This window comes from Cupriavidus campinensis (assembly GCF_905397395.1).
In the GTDB taxonomy this organism is placed as follows: Bacteria; Pseudomonadota; Gammaproteobacteria; order Burkholderiales; family Burkholderiaceae; genus Cupriavidus; species Cupriavidus campinensis.
This window is the reverse complement of the sequence record NZ_CAJPVH010000014.1, coordinates 24,878-42,518: the sequence shown is the minus strand read 5'-3', so window position 1 is coordinate 42,518 and position 17,641 is coordinate 24,878. Positions and strand designations below refer to the sequence as shown.

The window sequence follows — 17,641 nt, the reverse complement described above, 5'->3', positions numbered from 1 at the left end:
CGAAACGATCCGGGGAGTATATCGGGAGACGCGGGCTTACAGCGTGGCCTTACGAAGCCACCTTGATCCCCGACTGGCTGACCAGCGCTTGCCACACCTGCTGGTCGCGCTTGAGCAGGGCGCCAAACTCCGGCGCCGTGGTGCCGCGCGGCAGCATGCCGCTATCCGCCAGCATCCTGGCGCCGGCCGGGGACTTGACGATGGTCGCGATCTCGGCGGACAGCCGCTGCACCAGCGGGGCGGGCGTTTTGGCCGGGGCCAGCATGCCGATCCAGCCGATCGACTCGAAGCCCGTGAAGCCGGCTTCGGTAAAGGTCGGCACGTTCGGCATGGACGGCACGCGCGCCGGTCCCAGCGTGGCGAGCACCTTGATCCGGCCGGCGTCGCCATAGGTCTTGGCCATCACCGTGGAGACGAAGCCGGCGGGCAACTGCTTGGCGAGCAGATCCGCGATGGCGGCGGTGTCGCCCTTGTACGCCGCGTGCACGATGTTGAGGTTGGCCTTGCGTTTGAGCAGTTCGCCGTACAGATGGCCGGTGGAGCCCACGCCGAGGCTGCCGTAGGCCGAGCCGGGGTTCTGGCGCGCGTACTCGACGTACTCCGCCAGCGTTTTGGCCGGCGTGGCATCGCTGGCGACGAAGACCTGCGCGGCATCGGCCACCAGCGTCAGCGGCTCGAAATCGGTCATCGGGTTGTAGAGCGGCTGCGGCTGGATCAGGGGGCTCTGGATCAGCGCGGTGTTGGTGAACAGCAGCGTGCGCCCGTCCGGCGCCGCCGAGGCCACGGCTGCCGCGCCGATCATGCCGGCTGCGCCGGGGCGGTTGTCCACGATCACGCTGGTCTTCAGCGAGGCGCCGAGCTTGTCCGCGATAAAGCGCGTGATGGCGTCCGTGGAGCCGCCGGGCGGGTAGGGCAGCACGATCCGGATCGGGCCGCTGGGCGCCGTGGAGGCGGGCTGCTGCGCCCAGGCGGGGCGGCCGAGGGCCAGGCCGCCGAGCGTGGCGGCGGACAGTTTGAGCAGGGTGCGTCGCGGCGTGTTCATGGGTGTCTCCTCTTGATCTTGTTGTTCCGGGCCTACTGTTCGAGCTGCGCCTGCAGTTCCACCTTGCGGACCTTGCCGGTGGCCGTCATCGGCAGCTCCGCCACCACGCGGATCTCCGGCACCTTGTAGCTCGCCATATGCTCCCGGCACCAGGTAAGGAGGTCGTCGCCGGAGACGGCGGCATGCTCGGGGCGCAGCCGGATGAATGCCACTGGCACCTGCCCGCGCTCCGGATCGGGGCGCGGCACCACGGCCGAGCCGAGCACAGCCGGATGCCGGCCCAGCAGCACTTCCAGCTCGGACGGAAACACGCTCATGCCGCGCACCTTGATCATCTCCTTGCGCCGGCCGAGGAAGTGGAGATAGCCGGCCTCGTCATAGGCGCCGATGTCGCCGGTATGGAACCAGCCGTTGCGGAACACCTCGGCGTTGGCCTCCGGGCGGCCCCAGTAGCCCTTGAACAGCGAGGGCGTGCTGACCACGATCTCGCCTTCCCCGCCCACCGGCAGCACTGCGCCGGTCTCGAAATCGCAGATCTTGATGCGGGTGCCGGGCACGGGCAGGCCCACGAAGATCGGGCGGCCGTGCAGGTCCATGTCGTCGGTCTGCATGCCGGTGGTGAAGGTGTCGCTGGTGTGGGTCTCGGTCATGCCCCAGGCGCCTTCGGCCAGGATGCCGCCGGTCAGCGCCAGCCACTGGCGGCGCAGGTCTGGCGTGAGCTTGCGGATGAACGACGCCACGCGCGTGTGTTGCAGCGTGCGCAGGTCGTGCCGGGGGAGGTCCGGGTGCTGGAGCAGTTCGACGATGCTGTCCACCACCATGAAGGTCCGGTTCACGCGGTAGCGCTCCACGGCGGCCATCACCGCCGCGGGGTCCCAGCGCGCCAGCAGCACCAGCGTGGCGCCGCTGAAGATCGGGTAGATCAGGCCGAGGTTCTCACCGGCGATCCAGAACATCGGCAGGAAATTCAGCATCACGTCCGGTGAGGGCTGGGCCGGGTCGCGGCCCGCCTGCCCGCTGGCCACCGCCAGCGAGGCAGCGGCGGTGTACAGCATGTCCCGCTGCGTATGCATGCAGCCTTTGGGCATGCCGGTGGTGCCGCCGGTGTAGTTGAGCGCCGCCAGGGCGTCCAGGTCCACCTGCGCGTCGCGCACGTTGCCCGTGCACAGGCGCACGGCGGTCATCAGGTCGATGGTGCCGGCGTGCTCGACGGGCGGCGCGCCCAGTCCGGCCGGCACCGGCAGCGTGGGCTCGGCCGGCAGGAACTCGCCCGGCGCGGTGCGGAACACCGTGGCCACGGGCGTCTGCGCCTTCACGGCCATCAGCATCGGCACCAGCGAATCGAGGGCGATGACGGTGGTGGCGCCGGCATCGTTCAGTTCGTAGGCCAGCTCGTGTTCCTTGAACAGCGGGTTGACCGGCACGTACACCGCGCCAATCTTGAGGATCGCGTAGAACACGATATGGAACTGCGGGCAGTTGCCGAGCAGCACGGCCACGCGCTCGCCCGGTCCCGCGCCGTGGCCGCGCAGCAACTCCGCGCAGCGTTCGCTGAGGTCGTCGAGTTCGGCATAGGTGAGCGTGGTGCCGTAGTAGACCAGCGCCGGGCGGTCTGGCTGCACGCGCGCCCAGGCGCGCAGGGTGTCACCCAGGCCGATCTCGCCGTGCGGGTAGTGCGGCGCGGTGGGCAGGCCCGCCGGCCAGATGCGGGCGTGGCGGGCGTCCAGGTCGGCAAAGAAGGCGGTCTCTTCCATCGTGTCTCCGGGGCGTTGGACGAACAAGCGCAGGGGAAGGGGGCTTCCCCGGGGGTTACCAGGCGTCTACGTAGCGGCGCGGCGGGGTGTCGCGCGGGGCGGGCTCCAGTCCCGCCAGCAGCCAGCGGCGTGTCTCGGCGGGATCGATCACGGCGTCGATCTCCAGCCCGGCGGCGGCGTTGATCGCGTGGCCGCGCTCATACATCTGCGCCACCAGCTGTTGGTAGAGCGCGTCGCGCTCGGGGCCTTCGGGCAGCGCTTCGAGTTCCTTGCGGAAGCCGAGCCGCACGGCGCCCTCGATCCCCATGCCGCCGAACTCGCCGGTGGGCCAGGAGATCGTGAAGGCCGGCGCGCGGAAGCCGCCGGCTGCCATCGCCATCGCGCCGAGTCCGTAGCCCTTGCGCAGCACCACGGCCATGAACGGCACGCGCAGCTTGGCGCCCAGCACGAACAGGCGGGACACGTGCCGCACCTGCGCGCGCGCCTCGATCTCGGGGCCGACCATGAAGCCCGGTGTGTCGATCAGGGAGACGATGGGCAGCCCGTGCGTGTCGCACAGTTGCATGAAGCGCGCGGCCTTGTCGGCGGCGTCCACATCGATGGCGCCGCCGAGGTGGCGCGGGTTGTTGGCGACGATGCCGACCGGGCGCCCCTCGATGCGCGCGAGCGCCGTATGCACGCCGGTGCCGTACCCGGCGCGTAGTTCCAGCAGGCTGTCCACGTCCGCAATGCCCTGCATGGCCGCGCGCGTGTCGTACACGCGCAGGCGGTTTTCCGGCACCACGCCGCGCAGCAGCAGCGGGCCCGGGGCCTGCCAGTCGCGCGTGCGGCCCTGGAACATCGACAGGTAGTGCTTGGCGGCCTGCACGGCAGCGGCCTCGTCGTCGACGAGCAGGTCCACTACGCCGTTCTGGTACTGCACCGCAGCGGGGCCGATGTCCTCGGGGCGGTACACGCCCAGCCCGCCGCCCTCGATCATCGCCGGGCCCGCCATGCCGATGTTGGCATCGCGCGTGGCGATGATCACGTCGCAGCAGCCGAGCAGCGCGGCATTGCCGGCAAAGCAGCGGCCCGCCGCGATGCCGATCACCGGCACTTCGCCGCTCAGGCTGGCGAATGCCGCGAACGAGGGCTGGTAGAGGCCGGCCACGGTCGGGAAATCGACGTCGCCGGGCCGGCCGCCGCCGCCTTCGGCAAAGATCACCGTGGGCAGCTTCTGGTCGGCGGCGACTTGCAGGATGCGGTCGGTCTTGATGTGGTTGCGCTTGCCCTGCGTGCCGGCCAGCACGGTGGCGTCATAGGCCAGCACCGCGCAGCGGGCTGCCTCGGGTGCGAAGCGGGCGCCGTTGACGCGCCCCGTGCCGGTGATCAGGCCATCGGCAGGGGTGTTGGCGATCAGGTCCTCGGCGCTGCGCCGGCTGGCCTGCGCCGCCACCGCGTAGGCGCCGTACTCGACGAAGCTGTCGGCATCGCACAGGTCCGCCACGTTCTCGCGCGCGGTGCGCTGGCCACGGGCGTGGCGCTTGGCCACGGCGTCAGGGCGGGCGGTGTCGGCGAGGTAGGCGTCGCGGTCGAACACGCGTTGCAGGTCTGGCCGCACCGCGCGCGGATCGGCGCCTGCCGTGCGGTGCTGCTGCGCCCCGGTGGTTTCCATCGGCTCCAGCACCAGCAGGATCTGGTTCTCGGTGGTCTGGGCGCCGGCCCCAAGGCGCACGTCGATCACGCGGCCGGCGGCTTCGGCGACGATGGTGTGCTCCATCTTCATGGCGTCGAGGATGGCCACGGTCTGGCCCGGCTGCACGATGGCGTCCTCGTTGACGCGCATCTCGACCACGCGCCCGTTCATCGGCGCGCGGATGGCGATGAGGCCTTCGCCGGGCGCTGCTTCGCTGCCCGCTGCCAGCGCACTGGCCGGTACGCCGGCAGGCTGGCCGCTCGTGGCATCGCGGGTGGCAGCCGTGGCAGCGATGCGTTTCGCGTGCTCCAGCAGTTCCGGCAGGATCGCCTCGAAATGGCGCGTATGCACGTGCTGCGTGGCGAAGTCCTCGCGCGCGACCAGCGCCCGCAACAAGTTGATATTGGTCGGCACGCCGTCGATGCGGAACTCGGCCAGCGCGCGGCGCAGACGCCGTACCGCGTCGTCGAAGCGCGGCGCGGCGGCGGTGACGATGAGCTTGGCCAGCAGCGAGTCATAGCCGGGCGGCGGGGCATAGCCGGTATAGCCGTGGGTATCCACGCGCACGTCCGGGCCGCTGGGCGGATCGAAGCGCTCGAGCCGGCCCTGCGCGGGCCGCGCGAAACCCTGGGCGTCGGTGGCCTCGGCATTGATCCGCAGCTGGATGGCAAAGCCGCGCGGTGCCGGCGGCGCCTGCGGGTCGAGCCCCGCCTCGCGCAGCGAGCGCCCCTGGGCAAGGGCAAGCTGCGTCGCCACCAGATCCACGCCGGTCACCTGCTCGGTGATCGTGTGCTCCACCTGGAGACGCGGGTTGGCTTCGATAAAGACGAAGCCGCGCGGCTCGCCGGCCTCCGTGGTCTCCACGAGGAACTCGAACGTCCCAAGGCTGCGGTAGCCCACCTCGCGCGCCATCACCGTGGCGGCATGGAGGATACGCTCGCGCAGGCCCGCCGTGAGTACCGGGCTCGGCGCGATCTCGACCAGCTTCTGGAAGCGCCGCTGCAGCGTGCAGTCGCGCTCGCCCAGCGCCACCACGTCGCGCCCATCGCCAACGATCTGTACTTCGATGTGGCGCGCGCGTTCCACCAGCCGTTCCGCGTAGATCTGGTCCACGCCGAAGGCGCTGCGCGCCTCGGAACGGCAGCGCGCGTAGGCTTCCGCGAGCCCCTGCGCCTCCCGCACGATGCGCATGCCGCGCCCACCACCGCCGCCCACGGCCTTCAGCACGATCCCGTTGCCGTGCTGGGCGTGGAAGAACGCGGTGATGGCGTCGAGGGTGGCCCCGCCCGGCGTGGCCGGCATGACCGGCACGTCGCACTGCGCCGCCAGCGCCAGCGCGCGTCCCTTGTCGCCGAACAGCCCGAGCTGCTCGGGCGTAGGGCCGACGAAGAGGATGCCCGCATCCGCACATGCCTGCGCAAAGTCGGCGCGCTCGCTCAGGAAGCCGTAGCCGGGGTGGATCGCATCGGCGCCGCTGGCGCGCGCGGCGTCGAGCATCGCGTCGATATCGAGATAGGCCGCCGGGCCGCAACCGGGCAGCGCCACCGATTCGTCGGCCAGCATGCGGTGGCGGCACTGGGTGTCGTCGGCGGCGTGGACGGCCACCGTGGCGATGCCAAGATCCTGGGCCGCCCGCTGGACACGCAGCGCAATCTCGCCGCGATTTGCAATCAGAAGCTTCTTCACTGGCTGGATTCCCGAGGTTGACGACGTGGGATGCAAGCCAGACTGTAAGGGGCGGCGGCCACGGTCCACAACGTGAACCGGACACCCATGGCGCAAGTTTCATTACGGCCATGCACGGCCTGTATGACCGGTGCTGCGCTGCGGAACGGCCTCAGCCGTCCTGCATCATGCCGCGCGCCACGGTGGTGAAGTGCTGCACGTGGCGGTCATCGGCACCCTCGCGCGTGGCCAGCGCAATGCCGATGCGCGCGGTGGGCCGGGGGCTCGACAGCCGCAGGAAGCGCACGCGCCGATTGGTGTAGCGCGCCGTCACGCCGGGCACCAGCGCCACGCCAAGTCCGCTTTCCACCAGACTGACCATGGTCTGCACCTGCACCGCCTCCTGCGTTACGCGCGGCACAAAGCCGGCCTGCTGGCACAGCAGCATCGCCACGGCCTGCTGGTTGGGCACCTCGGCGCTGGGATGCATGATGAAGGGCTCGTCGGCCAGTGCCTTGAGCGCGATGGACTCCTGCGCGGCGAAGCGGCTGTCGGCCGGCACGGCGGCCACGAAGGTGTCTTCCTCCAGCGGCGTCAGCGTGAACGGTCCGGCGCTCAGGATCGGGAAGCGTACGAGGCCAGCATCCACCTGGCCACGTTCGAGCCGGTCCAGGATCGAGGCCGACGTCGACTCATGCAGGATCAGCTCGATGCCGGGATGCGCCGCGCGGAAAGCCGGAATCAGCCGGGGCAGCAGCGCGTAGGTGGCCGAGCCGATAAAGCCCACGCGCAGCGCGCCACGCTCGCCATGTGCGGCGGAGAGCGCAGCCGCGCGGGCCTGTTCGGCGTGAAACAGCGCACGCCGGGCGTCGGCCAGCGCCGCCTCCCCGGCCTGGGTGAGGCGCACCCCGCGCGTGGTGCGCACGAACAGCGGCGTGCCCAGATCCGCCTCCAGCTTGCGGATGGAGATCGATAGCGGCGGCTGCGCCATATGCAGGCGCTCGGCCGCCCGGTGGAAGTTGCCGGTCTCGGCGAGCACGACGAATTGCTGGAGTTGACGCAGGTCCATGGTGATATCCAATCGATATCGGTTCCTAAAAAACTAATATTAGACGGAAAGGTGCCGCCGGCGGTAACCTCGTCGCTCAAAGCCAAAAGATATAAGGAGACGCCCATGCTGCCGCTGTCTGGCATTCGCGTGGTAGACCTGTCCACGGTCGTGATGGGCCCGTACGCCAGCCAGTGGCTGGCCGACCTGGGCGCCGAGGTCATCAAGGTGGAGCCGCCCGAGGGGGATTCCACGCGTCGCACCGGCCCCGCCACCGAAGACGGCATGTCGGCCATCTTCCTGGGCGTAAACCGCAGCAAGAAGAGCGTGGTGCTGAACCTGAAGCTGCCGGCCGCGCAGGCCGCGCTGCACCGGCTGCTGGCCACGGCTGACGTGTTCATGCACAGCATGCGGCCGCAGAAGCTGGCCAAGCTCGACCTGGACCCCGCCAGCGTGATGGCGCGGCATCCGCAACTGGTCTACGTGAGCCTGCTGGGCTTTGCGGAGGAGGGCCCCTATGGCGGGCGCCCCGCGTACGACGACATCATCCAGGGCCTGTCCGGCAATGCCGCGCTGATGGCCGCGCAGACCGGCACGGTGCGCTACTTCCCGACCATTGCGGCGGACAAGACCAGCGGGCTGGTGGCGGCGCTGTCGATCTCGGCGGCGCTTACCGGGCGCGCGCGGCAGGGTGGCAAGGGGTCGATGGTGGAAGTGCCGATGTTCGAGTCGATGGTGGCCTTCAATATGGTCGAGCATCTCTACGGCCAGCATTTCGAGCCGCCGCGCGGCACCGCCGGCTATCCGCGCGTGCTGGCGCCGCTGCGCCGGCCCTACCAGACCGCCGACGGCTACGTCTGCATGATGCCGTACACCGACGCGCACTGGCGTGACTTCTTCCGCAGCGCGGGGCGTGACGACCTGGCCGCCGACGCGCGCTTCACTGACATCGCGGCGCGCACGCGCCATATCGAAACGCTCTACGAAATCACCGGCGAACTGGTGCGGGAGCGCTCCACGGACGACTGGCTCGAGATCTGCGAGGGCCTGCAGATTCCCGTGGCGCGCGTGAACGACCTCGACGAACTGATCGACGACCCGCATTTGCAGGCCACCGGCTTCTTCGAGCAGGTCAGCGATCCGTCGATGGGCACGCTGCGCTTTCCGGGCGCGCCGGTGCGCTTCGACGGTGAACGCGCCCGTGCGGCGCTGCCGCCCCGGCTCGGCGAACACACGCGCGCCGTGCTCGGTGACGCGGGGCTGGACGCCAAGGACATCGACGCCCTGACGCGCGATGGCGCGGCGTTCGCGGCCAAGCCGCGCTGACACCCCATTCCAGACAAGATCCACAAGGAGACGAACATGACCCAAGCGCAGCCCCAACGCCTCGGGCAGGGCTACTACTGGCAGGACATCGAGGTCGGGCAGGTTTTCGAGACCTTCCGCCGCACGGTGACGGAGACCGATCTGGTCAACTTCATCTCCACCACCGGCATGCTGGAGGCCATCTTCATCGAGGCCGGCTACGAGGGCGGTGCGATTCAGGGCCGCCCGGTCCCGGCCGCGCTGACCTACGCGCTGATCGAAGGCTTCATCCTGCAGACCATGATCCAGGGTACCGGGCTGGCGATGCTGGAGCTGACGCAGAAGATCCACGGCCCGGTGGTGGTGGGCGACACGATCCGCGCCACTGTGACCGTGACCGGCATCCGCCCGACGTCGAAGAGCGGCCGCGCGGTGGTGGATTCGAGCATCGAGGTCTTCAACCAGCGCAACGAGCTGGTGATGACCTACACCGCGCGCCGCCTGCTGGCAGGCAGGTAGCCCGCTGGCGGCGGCCCCACGCATTTACAGGAGGAGACAACATGCCAGTTCAGAGCAAAAATGCCAGGCATCACCGTACGCTGCGACGCCTCTGCGCCGTAGCCGCGCTGGTCTGCGCGCCGGCCGCCATGCCGGCGCACGCAGCGGAATTTCCCGATCATCCGATCAAGCTCGTGGTGCCGTTCCCGCCGGGGGGGCCGACCGACCTCGTCTCGCGCGTGATTGCCAAGAAGATGTCGGAAGACCTCGGCCAGCAGGTGGTGGTGGACAACCGCCCCGGCGCCAACGGCAATATCGGCGGCGAGATGGTGGCCAAGGCGACTGCCGACGGCTACACGGTGCTGTACAACACCTCGTCCATCGCGCTGAGCCCCGCGCTGTACAAGAAGCTGCCCTACGACGTGAAGCGTGACTTCGCGCCGGTGGCGATGACCGCCATGGTGCCGCTGGTGCTGGAGGTGAACGCGAAGGTGCCCGCGAACACCGTGGCCGAGTTCGTCAGCTGGCTCAAGGCCAACCCCGGCAAGATGACCTACGGGTCGGCCGGCAATGGCAACGTCACGCATCTGGCCGCCTTCCTGTTCCTGCAGGCCAACGGGCTGGACGCTGTACATGCACCCTACAAGGGCAGCGCGCCGGCCCTGACCGACCTCGCCGGCGGGCAGGTGCAGTTCATGACGGACACCATCAACTCGTCGCTGCCGTTCATCCGCGACAAGCGCATGAAGGCGCTGGCGGTGACCAGCCTCACGCGCAGTTCCCAATTGCCTGACGTGCCGACCGTGGCCGAGACCGTGATGCCCGGCTTCGAGGTAGGCGCCTGGCAGGGGATGATGGTGCCGGCCAAGACGCCGCCCGAGATCGTCAGGAAGCTCAATGCCGCCACGCTGAAGGCGCTGGCCGCGCCCGAGGTACGCGCCAGCCTGGCTGCGCAGGGCGCCGAGCCGCGCGGGACCAGCCCGGAGGCCTACGGCAAGTACGTGGCCCAGGAGCTGGAACGCTGGCGCAAGGTGGTCAAGGATTCCGGCGTCACGCTGGATTGAAACAGGAGTGTCGATGTGAGTGCGCTGTTTGCAACCTTCCAGCTCACGGCGCTGCCGCCACAGGCGGCGGCCTTCCGTGCCGAGGTCAAGGCCTTCCTCGCCGAACATCTGCCGGCGCTGCCGCCCGATGTGCGCGCGCGCTCGTGGATGGGCTTCGACGCCAGCTTCAGCCGCGCGCTGGCGCGGCGCGGCTGGGTGGGCATCACGCTGCCCGCGGCCCACGGCGGCGCCGGGCTCGACGCCTTCTCGCGCTTCGTGCTCGTGGAGGAGTTGCTGGCCTGCGGCGCGCCGGTCTCCGCGCACTGGATCGCGGACCGGCAGAGCGGGCCGCTGATCCTGCGCTACGGTAACGACGCCCAGCGCGACTTCTACCTGCCGCGCATCTGCCGGGGCGAGGCGTTCTTCTGCATCGGCATGAGCGAGCCGAACGCCGGCTCCGACCTGGCCAGCGTCAGCACGCGCGCCGTACCGCTGCCCGAAGGCGGCTGGAGGCTGAATGGCCGCAAGATCTGGACGACCAACGCCGACCGCTGCCAGTACATGCTGGCGCTGGTGCGCACCTCCGGCGAGGCGGGTGACCGCCAGAAGGGCCTGTCGCAGGTCATCGTGGACCTTGCCGCGCCGGGCGTGACGATCCGGCCGATCCACGACCTGGCTGGTGACGCGCATTTCTCGGAGGTGAGCTTCGACGATGTGACCCTGCCGCCCGATGCGCTGGTGGGGCAGGAGGGCGCGGGCTGGGAGCAGGTCAACGCGGAACTGGCGTTCGAGCGCAGCGGCCCGGAGCGGCTTTATTCGAGCGTGGTGCTGCTCGACGCATGGATTGCCGCGCTGCGCCGCCTGCCGTCGATTCGGCGCGACACGGTCACCGTTGGCCGGCTGGTCGGCAGGCTGGCCACGCTGCGCGCGATGTCGCTGGCGGTAACGGCGCGGCTCGCCGCCGGGGAAAGCCCGCTGGTGGAGGCCGCGCTGGTCAAGGATCTCGGCACCGAACTGGAGCAGTCCGTGGGCGCGCTGGCGGAAGCGGCGCTCGGGGATGAACCGGAGCTGGCCGCCGACACGGCGCTGTATCGCACGGCGGCTTACGTCAGCCAGACTTCGCCGACCTATTCGCTGCGGGGCGGTACCCGCGAGATCCTGCGCGGCATGATTGCGCGCGGCCTTGGCCTGCGCTGAAGGAGTTTCGAGATGGATAACGCCTATTCCGACGCGCTGACAGCCCTGCTGCGCGACCACTGCACGCCGGCGCATGTGCGCGCCGTGGAAGCCGGGCAGGGTGCGGCGCCGCTGTGGAGCGTGCTGCGCGACAGCGGCTTTGCGGACTGCCTGCTGCCCGAGGATGCCGGTGGCGCGGGGCTTTCGCTGGCGGAGGTCGCCCCGCTGCTATTTGCGATGGGCTGGCACGCAATGCCGCTGCCGCTGGCCCAGACGATGTTCGCGCGGGCGGTGCTGCATCAGGCCGGCATCGACATACCGGAGGGCCCGATTGCGCTGGCGACGTTCGACGCCGCGCCGCGCACCCATGCGCCGTGCGGAGCCGCCGCCGCGTGGTTCCTCGTGCAGGACGGCGGCCAGGGGGCGCTGGTTGCCCGCGCAGCCGCGGATCTGGCAGATACCGGCGTGCACGGCGACCTGACGGTCTCCATCGGCCGGTCCCCGTCCGCCGCCTTTCCGCTGGCGCCGGGGCTGCTGCGTACGCTGGGCGCCTGCCTGCACGCCGCCCAGATGGCCGGTGCGATGGCCCGCGTGTTCGACATGACCTTGCAGTACGCCAACGACCGCGCGCAGTTTGGCCGGCCCATCGGCAAGTTTCAGGCGATCCAGCATCAAGTCAGTGTGATGGCCGAGCAGGTGGCGGCGGCGCGCGTGGCGGCGCAGATCGCGTGCGCGTCCGACGACGCCTGGCCGGACCGCATGCGCGCGGCGGTGGGCAAGCTCAATGCCTGCGAGGCGGTGACTCCGGTCACTGGCAGCGCCCATGCCGTACACGGCGCAATGGGCGTCACCGGGGAATACGACCTGCAACTGTTCACGCGGCGCCTGCACGCGTGGCGGCTGGCCGATGGCTCGGAGCGCTACTGGGGCCGGGAGATTGGCGAGGCGGCCTGCGCGGCGGATGCCGGCACGGTCGATCTGATCCGGTCTTGGAGTACCGACGCGGCCTGACGTCGCTACGCCGACGGCATGGTCTCCCGCATCGACAGGCGCTGGTCGAACGTCGCGAACCACTGCGCCAGCGCCGGCGCCTGCGCGCGCCAGTCGAGTTCCTTAAAGCGGAAGTCCAGATAGCCCAGCGCGCAGCCGATGGCGACATGCCCGAGCGACACGGCTGAGGCGCGCAAGGTGGCCGCTTCGGCATCGAGTACCGACAGCGTGGCCGCCAGCTTGGCGGCCCAGGCGTCGAGGATGGGCGCCGACTGCTGCGCCGCCGGCCGCAGCCGCTCGTTGCGCCACAGCACCAGCAGATCGGTCAGGCCATGGCCCATCCCGTGCCAGCGCAGCGCGCGCAGGCGGGCGGCGCGCTCGCCCGGCACCAGCGCGGAGCCAGCGGCAAGGTACTCGCAGATCAGTGTCGATTCCGACAGCACGCTGCCGTCCTCAAGCACCAGCGTCGGGATCTTGTTGAGCGGGTTCATGCGCATCACGTCCGCGTTGCAGCCAGTCATGGCCACCACCGCGTCCGTGCAGCGGATGCGGTCGGCGATGCCCAGTTCGTGCGCGGTCACCATCACGCGCCGCACGAACGGCGAGCGGGGCGACCAGTACAGCGTCATCGTGCCCATGTCATTCTCCGTGGATGTTGTGTTCCTTGACCACGCGGCCCCACTTGGCGGTGTCGTTGCGGATCAGCGTGGTGAACTCGGCGGCGCTGCCCGGGGCGGGGACCAGGCCCAGTTGTTCGAGGTTGGTGCGCACGCCGGGGTGGTCGAGCGTGCGGCGCAGGGCCTCGTTCACGCGCTTCACCACGTCAGGCGGCGTGCCGGCCGGCCCCATCATCCCGTACCAGTTGCTGGCAACGGCGCGGCCGTTGCCCCAGCCCGGGCCGACGCAGCCCGCGCCGGTCACGATGACAACTTTTCCTTCGAGCCTCTTGGGCGAATTGGATGACATGTTGCGGATTTCCTGTTCAGAGCGGATCGAGTTCGTTGGGCGTGCCTGCCGGCGGCACCACCTCGAACGCGTTGATGGTCATCGAGATCAGCGTGTAGTAGCCGGCGAGGCCGACGAGGTCCACCACGCCGTCCTGGCCGAGCACGTCGATGGCGTGCTTGTAGAGCGTGTCGGGAATGCGGCGGGTCTGGTCGAGGCTCTGCATCACGGCGTGGACCACGGCCTCGTCCTCGTTGGCGAAGGCCGGGGTGCGGCCGGTGCGGATGGCCTCGACCACCTCGGGCTGCACGCCGGCCTTCAGCGCCAGCGGCTTGTGGGCGTACCACTCGTACTCGGCGCGCCAGGCGCGGGCCATGCAGAGGATGGCCAGCTCGGACAGGCGCGGTGGCAGGGAGGAGTCGTAGCGGCAGTACTGACCCAGCGCCTGGGCGGTGGCGGCCAGCTGGGGGCGTTGCAGCCAGACCGCCAGCGGCCCGCGCACGCCGCCGCGCGGGCCGCCGGCAATGGTGTCGTGCACGGCGCGCTGGGCAGGGGTCATGGCGTCCAGCGCCGGGGTGGGGATGCGTGGCATGCGCCTGTCTCCGGAATCTTAGGGTTGTTGTCTTGGAATCCGGCCATTGTGCGAATGGCGTTTGGATGCGTCCAATATATTTTTGGGAAGAGACTGATTCCAAAATAGAATGACTGGCGCTGCCGTCTGGCGGCGCACGCAAGGGGGCGGAAGCATGAAAGCGACGATGGAGATTCGGGACCTGCGCATGTTCATGGCGCTGGCGGAGGAGTTGCATTTCGGCCGCGCGGCGGAGCGGCTGCGCATCTCGCAGCCGCCGCTGACCAAGCACATCCAGCAGCTCGAGGAACAACTCGGCGTCATGCTGTTCGACCGCAACAAGCGCAGTGTGCGGCTGACGCCGGCCGGCGCGGCGCTGGTGCAGGAGGCGCGGCGCATCCTGAACCAGGCCGAGGTGGCCTTGCAGGTGGTGCGGCGCGCACAGCAGGGCGAGACTGGCACGCTGCGGATTGGCTTCGTGGCAGCGGTGGTCTATATCGGCATCGAGACGCTGTTCGCCCGGCTGCATCGGGAGCTGGCGGGTGTGGAGACGGTTTGGGAGGAAATGGGCTCGTCAGAGCAGGTGGAGGCGCTGCGCAAGGACCGCATCGACCTGGGCTTCGCGCAGGTGCCGATGGGGGTGGGCGAGATGGCGGCGCACCTTGTGGCCAGCGTGCCGCTGGCGGCGGCGCTGCCTGCCACGCACCGGCTGGCGGGCCGCGCGAAGATCGATGTGGCGGCGCTGGCCGACGAGCCGTTCATCGTGATTCCGCGGGAGAGCGCGCCGGGGTATTTCGACCTGACGGCGGCCACCTGCCTGGCCGGCGGCTTCAGCCCGAACTTCCGCCACTACGCCAAGCACCTGCTGTCCGTCATCAGCCTGGTGGCGCTGGGCCGGGGCGTGGCACTGGTGCCGCGCACGCTGGGCACGGCGGCGGTGCCCGGTGTGGTGCTCAAGCCGCTCACCGGGGCGCCGGCGCACGCGCAGTACTCGGCAATCTGGCATCCGGAGAACCCGTCGCCGGTGCTGGCGCGTGCGGTGGCGTTGCTGGGCGCGGGCGGCTGAGCCGGCTGGCTGTTCAGATGATCGTATCGACCACGCCGCCATCCACCCGCAGCGCCGCGCCGGTGGTGGCCGATGCCTGCTTCGAGCACGCATAGACGACCATATTGGCCACTTCCTCCACCGTGGCCGCGCGCTGGATCAGCGACGAACTGCGGTGCGCCTTGACGAAGTCAGCCGCCACTTCCTCGGCGCTCTTGCCGCTCTTGGCAATCTCGTCCTTGAGCATTGCCTCCACCCCTTCGGACAGCGTCGGTCCCGGCAGCACCGCATTGACCGTCACGCCGGTCCCCGCCAACTGCTTGGCCAGCCCGCGCGAGACGGCCAGCTGGGCGGTCTTGGTGACCCCGTAGTGGATCATTTCCACCGGGATATTGATGCCGGATTCCGACGCGATGAACACGATCCGGCCCCATTTCCGGGCGGCCATGCCCTTGGCGTAGGCGCGCGAGAGCCGTACGCCGGTCAGCACGTTGACCTCGAAGAAGCGCGTCCACTCGCTGTCGGGGATGTCGAAGAAGTCCTGCGGCTGGAAGATGCCAAGGTTGTTCACGAGGATGTCGATGTCGGGATGGGTGCCGACCAGCTTGTCGCACACCGCCGCATCGACCAGGTCGCCGGCAAAGCCTACCGCCTGGGCGTCTGGCACGGCGGCTTTCAGCTTGGCCAGCGCCTGCTCCACGCTGGCGCTGCTGCGGCCGTTGACGATAACGCGTGCGCCGGCCTCGGCAAGCCCCTTGGCCGTGGCAAAGCCGATGCCGGCCGTGGAACCCGTGACGAGGGCGGTCTTGCCCGATAGATCGATCTTCATGGCGACTCCATTCAACTGGGTGGGAAGGGGCGAGGGGGGAAGGGGCCCCGCGCGGGGCAACCCGACAAGTGTAGGAGGAAATGAAAAGGGCCGCGGTTGCCGCGGCCCTTTCGTCACTGCCTCACTGCGTCACTGCCTCATTGGCTGTCCGGTGTTACTGGAACAGCTTCAGCGCCTGGGTAATGGTGTTGGACACCCCCCAGACCAGCGGCACCAGCACATAGAGCCAGAACACCGCCAGCAGACCGGTGTTGGTCGGTTGCGCGTCAAGAGATTGGTTTTCCATGGATGACTCCGTTCTAGGTGCTTAGTGCGCGCCGCCCGCCACACCGGCCATGCCGGCTACTTCGGCGTCGCTCATGTGGTGCTTGTCGCTGACGCGCGAGACCAGCAGGTTGGCCAGGAAGCCGATGACCAGCAGGCCAGCCATGATGTGCAGCGTCATGGTGTACGCCGCGCCACCGGTTACGCCGTGCGCCACCTGGTATTCGCGGATGTAGTTCACCAGCACCGGGCCGGCAATGCCGGCGGCGGCCCAGGCGGTCAGCAGACGGCCATGGATACCGCCCACGTAGGCCGTGCCGAACATGTCGGCCAGGTAGGCCGGGATGGTGGCAAAGCCGCCGCCGTACATCGACATGATCACGCAGTAGGCCAGCACGAACAGCGCGATGCTGCCGGCGCCACCCAGTTGCGGCACCAGCCAGTACAGCACGGCGCCCAGCGCGAAGAACACGAAGTAGGTGTTCTTGCGGCCGATCCAGTCCGACGACGAGGCCCAGAAGAAGCGGCCGCCCATGTTGAACAGCGACAGCAGCCCCACGAAGCCCGCGGCGGCGGCCGGCGTGACCGAGCCCTTGAAGCTTTCCTGGATCATCAGCGAGGCCTGGCCGAGCACGCCGATGCCGGCGGTCACGTTCAGGAACAGCACCACCCACAGCAGGTAGAACTGGGGCGTCTTCAGAGCCTGGTCGATGTGCACGTGGTTACGCGTGATCATCTTGTTGGTGGTGACCGGCGGGGTCCAGCCGGCGGGCTTCCAGCCGGGCGGCGGGACGCGGATCGCCAGCGAGCCGATGGTCATCGAGATGAAGTAGCCCACGCCCATGACCAGGAAGGTCTGGGTCACGCCGACCGAGGTGGCGCTCTTGAAGGTGTTCATCAGCGCCACGGACAGCGGCGCGGCGATCATGGCGCCGCCGCCGAAGCCCATGATGGCCATGCCGGTGGCCATGCCGCGGCGGTCCGGGAACCAGCGGATCAGTGTGGAGACCGGCGAGACATAGCCGAGGCCCAGCCCAATCCCGCCGAGCACGCCATAGCCGAGGTAGAGCAGCACGATCTGGTGCGTATAGACCCCGAGCGCGGAGATCAGGAAACCGCCGCCAAAGCAGCAGGCCGCCGTGAACATGGTCTTGCGCGGGCCCACGCGTTCCAGCCATTTGCCGGCGAAGGCGGCTGAAATGCCGAGGAAGAAAATGGCCAGCGAGAAAATCCAACCCAGCGTGGTCAGTTTCCAGTCGTCAGGTGCGGATTCGGTAATACCGATTACCCTGGACAGGGGGGCATTGAATACCGAGAAAGCATAGGCCTGGCCAATGCAGAGGTGCACCGCCAACGCGGCGGGCGGGACCATCCAACGGGAAAATCCCGGTTTGGCGTAGGTCGCTTCCTTGGAAAAGAACGGCGCTCGCCCGTAGGACGGGCTGCCACCATCGTTGATCACGCTGCTCATTTTGAACATTCTCCGGGACATGGGAATACCGGGTAGTTCGTCCCCACTGGCCTGGCGCGCCCGGCTGCTCTGGCGGCAGCGCGGTTGACCCCGTCACGCCCTGGACGAATTACCCCCAGCTATGTCGGTGCCCCCGGGCTTTGAGAGGGTTTGTGGCCCCGGGGCAGTCCGACTAGTTACTACGCGGTGGAAACGGGGGCGGCGCACACTGGACGTGCGTGTGCAACGGACCTGGGCGGTCCGGCATCGAGGGCAAACAAAGACGTGCTGCGTCCCGTTTCGAAAAGACTCATTTGGATTTCCAGATTGGGGCGTGCAAT

The 17,641-nt window shown here is 69.2% G+C and carries 16 protein-coding genes; 6 read left to right on the top strand and 10 right to left on the bottom strand.

Going from position 1 to position 17,641, the window contains the following annotated elements; translation table 11 throughout:
- Positions 1 to 49 precede the first annotated feature (49 nt).
- The 4 genes from KHO18_RS10920 to KHO18_RS10905 all read right to left on the bottom strand — a co-directional run bounded on the left by KHO18_RS10920 (position 50) and on the right by KHO18_RS10905 (position 7,205).
- Positions 50 to 1,042 (bottom strand): Bug family tripartite tricarboxylate transporter substrate binding protein, encoded by a 993-nt coding sequence (locus KHO18_RS10920; protein ID WP_144196452.1) that lies wholly within the window; start codon positions 1,040 to 1,042, stop codon positions 50 to 52.
- A gap of 32 nt (positions 1,043 to 1,074) precedes the next feature.
- A complete protein-coding gene (locus KHO18_RS10915) occupies positions 1,075 to 2,796 on the bottom strand; it encodes an AMP-binding protein (RefSeq protein ID WP_211943165.1) in 1,722 nt (573 codons plus the stop codon).
- Between the two features lie 55 nt (positions 2,797 to 2,851).
- Entirely contained in the window at positions 2,852 to 6,157 is a 3,306-nt protein-coding gene (locus KHO18_RS10910; protein WP_211943164.1) for a carboxyl transferase domain-containing protein, read from the bottom strand.
- A 151-nt stretch (positions 6,158 to 6,308) separates the two neighbouring features.
- On the bottom strand, positions 6,309 to 7,205 hold the full coding sequence (locus KHO18_RS10905; RefSeq protein WP_149138116.1) for a LysR family transcriptional regulator: 897 nt from the start codon (positions 7,203 to 7,205) through the stop codon (positions 6,309 to 6,311).
- 105 nt (positions 7,206 to 7,310) lie between these two features.
- Between KHO18_RS10905 and KHO18_RS10900 the strand changes: the two genes are divergently transcribed.
- Genes KHO18_RS10900 through KHO18_RS10880 form a run of 5 tightly spaced genes read left to right on the top strand, consistent with a single transcriptional unit; the run spans position 7,311 to position 12,217 of the window.
- Positions 7,311 to 8,510: a CaiB/BaiF CoA transferase family protein gene (locus tag KHO18_RS10900; RefSeq protein ID WP_144196456.1), complete on the top strand. Its 1,200-nt coding sequence runs from the start codon at positions 7,311 to 7,313 to the stop codon at positions 8,508 to 8,510.
- 36 nt (positions 8,511 to 8,546) lie between these two features.
- Positions 8,547 to 9,008, top strand: coding sequence for a MaoC family dehydratase (locus KHO18_RS10895; protein WP_144196457.1), 462 nt, complete (start codon positions 8,547 to 8,549; stop codon positions 9,006 to 9,008).
- A 41-nt stretch (positions 9,009 to 9,049) separates the two neighbouring features.
- Positions 9,050 to 10,051 carry a tripartite tricarboxylate transporter substrate binding protein gene (locus KHO18_RS10890; protein WP_211943163.1) on the top strand — a complete coding sequence of 334 codons (1,002 nt, stop codon included), beginning with the start codon at positions 9,050 to 9,052 and terminating at the stop codon, positions 10,049 to 10,051.
- A 15-nt stretch (positions 10,052 to 10,066) separates the two neighbouring features.
- Positions 10,067 to 11,227: an acyl-CoA dehydrogenase family protein gene (locus tag KHO18_RS10885; RefSeq protein WP_211943162.1), complete on the top strand. Its 1,161-nt coding sequence runs from the start codon at positions 10,067 to 10,069 to the stop codon at positions 11,225 to 11,227.
- A gap of 12 nt (positions 11,228 to 11,239) precedes the next feature.
- Positions 11,240 to 12,217: an acyl-CoA dehydrogenase family protein gene (locus KHO18_RS10880; protein WP_144196460.1), complete on the top strand. Its 978-nt coding sequence runs from the start codon at positions 11,240 to 11,242 to the stop codon at positions 12,215 to 12,217.
- A gap of 5 nt (positions 12,218 to 12,222) precedes the next feature.
- Here the strand turns inward: KHO18_RS10880 and KHO18_RS10875 are convergent, their stop codons facing one another.
- The 3 genes from KHO18_RS10875 to KHO18_RS10865 are packed head-to-tail and all read right to left on the bottom strand — an operon-like array spanning position 12,223 to position 13,733.
- Complete coding sequence (locus tag KHO18_RS10875; RefSeq protein ID WP_244844701.1) at positions 12,223 to 12,834, bottom strand: glutathione S-transferase family protein; 612 nt, start codon at positions 12,832 to 12,834, stop codon at positions 12,223 to 12,225.
- Between the two features lies 1 nt (position 12,835).
- Positions 12,836 to 13,162, bottom strand: coding sequence for a tripartite tricarboxylate transporter substrate-binding protein (locus tag KHO18_RS10870; protein WP_144196461.1), 327 nt, complete (start codon positions 13,160 to 13,162; stop codon positions 12,836 to 12,838).
- Positions 13,163 to 13,178: 16 nt separating this feature from the next.
- Positions 13,179 to 13,733, bottom strand: coding sequence for a carboxymuconolactone decarboxylase family protein (locus KHO18_RS10865; RefSeq protein WP_144196462.1), 555 nt, complete (start codon positions 13,731 to 13,733; stop codon positions 13,179 to 13,181).
- 154 nt (positions 13,734 to 13,887) lie between these two features.
- Between KHO18_RS10865 and KHO18_RS10860 the strand changes: the two genes are divergently transcribed.
- The gene (locus KHO18_RS10860; RefSeq protein WP_211943161.1) at positions 13,888 to 14,778 is read left to right on the top strand and encodes a LysR substrate-binding domain-containing protein; all 891 of its coding nucleotides are present in this window, start codon (positions 13,888 to 13,890) and stop codon (positions 14,776 to 14,778) included.
- Between the two features lie 13 nt (positions 14,779 to 14,791).
- Here the strand turns inward: KHO18_RS10860 and KHO18_RS10855 are convergent, their stop codons facing one another.
- The 3 genes from KHO18_RS10855 to KHO18_RS10845 all read right to left on the bottom strand — a co-directional run bounded on the left by KHO18_RS10855 (position 14,792) and on the right by KHO18_RS10845 (position 17,321).
- Positions 14,792 to 15,586 (bottom strand): SDR family NAD(P)-dependent oxidoreductase, encoded by a 795-nt coding sequence (locus KHO18_RS10855; protein WP_144196464.1) that lies wholly within the window; start codon positions 15,584 to 15,586, stop codon positions 14,792 to 14,794.
- A 154-nt stretch (positions 15,587 to 15,740) separates the two neighbouring features.
- On the bottom strand, positions 15,741 to 15,872 hold the full coding sequence (locus KHO18_RS10850) for an MFS transporter small subunit (protein WP_144196465.1): 132 nt from the start codon (positions 15,870 to 15,872) through the stop codon (positions 15,741 to 15,743).
- Between the two features lie 21 nt (positions 15,873 to 15,893).
- The gene (locus tag KHO18_RS10845; protein ID WP_144196466.1) at positions 15,894 to 17,321 is read right to left on the bottom strand and encodes an L-lactate MFS transporter; all 1,428 of its coding nucleotides are present in this window, start codon (positions 17,319 to 17,321) and stop codon (positions 15,894 to 15,896) included.
- Positions 17,322 to 17,641 lie beyond the last annotated feature (320 nt).

Coding starts and splice junctions, on each gene's coding strand:
- KHO18_RS10920 (WP_144196452.1), bottom strand. CDS start 1,042: ATGAACACGCCGCGACGCACCCTGCTCAAACTGTCCGCCGCCACGCTC.
- KHO18_RS10915 (WP_211943165.1), bottom strand. CDS start 2,796: ATGGAAGAGACCGCCTTCTTTGCCGACCTGGACGCCCGCCACGCCCGC.
- KHO18_RS10905 (WP_149138116.1), bottom strand. CDS start 7,205: ATGGACCTGCGTCAACTCCAGCAATTCGTCGTGCTCGCCGAGACCGGC.
- KHO18_RS10900 (WP_144196456.1), top strand. CDS start 7,311: ATGCTGCCGCTGTCTGGCATTCGCGTGGTAGACCTGTCCACGGTCGTG.
- KHO18_RS10895 (WP_144196457.1), top strand. CDS start 8,547: ATGACCCAAGCGCAGCCCCAACGCCTCGGGCAGGGCTACTACTGGCAG.
- KHO18_RS10890 (WP_211943163.1), top strand. CDS start 9,050: ATGCCAGTTCAGAGCAAAAATGCCAGGCATCACCGTACGCTGCGACGC.
- KHO18_RS10880 (WP_144196460.1), top strand. CDS start 11,240: ATGGATAACGCCTATTCCGACGCGCTGACAGCCCTGCTGCGCGACCAC.
- KHO18_RS10875 (WP_244844701.1), bottom strand. CDS start 12,834: ATGGGCACGATGACGCTGTACTGGTCGCCCCGCTCGCCGTTCGTGCGG.
- KHO18_RS10870 (WP_144196461.1), bottom strand. CDS start 13,162: ATGTCATCCAATTCGCCCAAGAGGCTCGAAGGAAAAGTTGTCATCGTG.
- KHO18_RS10865 (WP_144196462.1), bottom strand. CDS start 13,733: ATGCCACGCATCCCCACCCCGGCGCTGGACGCCATGACCCCTGCCCAG.
- KHO18_RS10860 (WP_211943161.1), top strand. CDS start 13,888: ATGAAAGCGACGATGGAGATTCGGGACCTGCGCATGTTCATGGCGCTG.
- KHO18_RS10855 (WP_144196464.1), bottom strand. CDS start 15,586: ATGAAGATCGATCTATCGGGCAAGACCGCCCTCGTCACGGGTTCCACG.
- KHO18_RS10850 (WP_144196465.1), bottom strand. CDS start 15,872: ATGGAAAACCAATCTCTTGACGCGCAACCGACCAACACCGGTCTGCTG.
- KHO18_RS10845 (WP_144196466.1), bottom strand. CDS start 17,321: ATGAGCAGCGTGATCAACGATGGTGGCAGCCCGTCCTACGGGCGAGCG.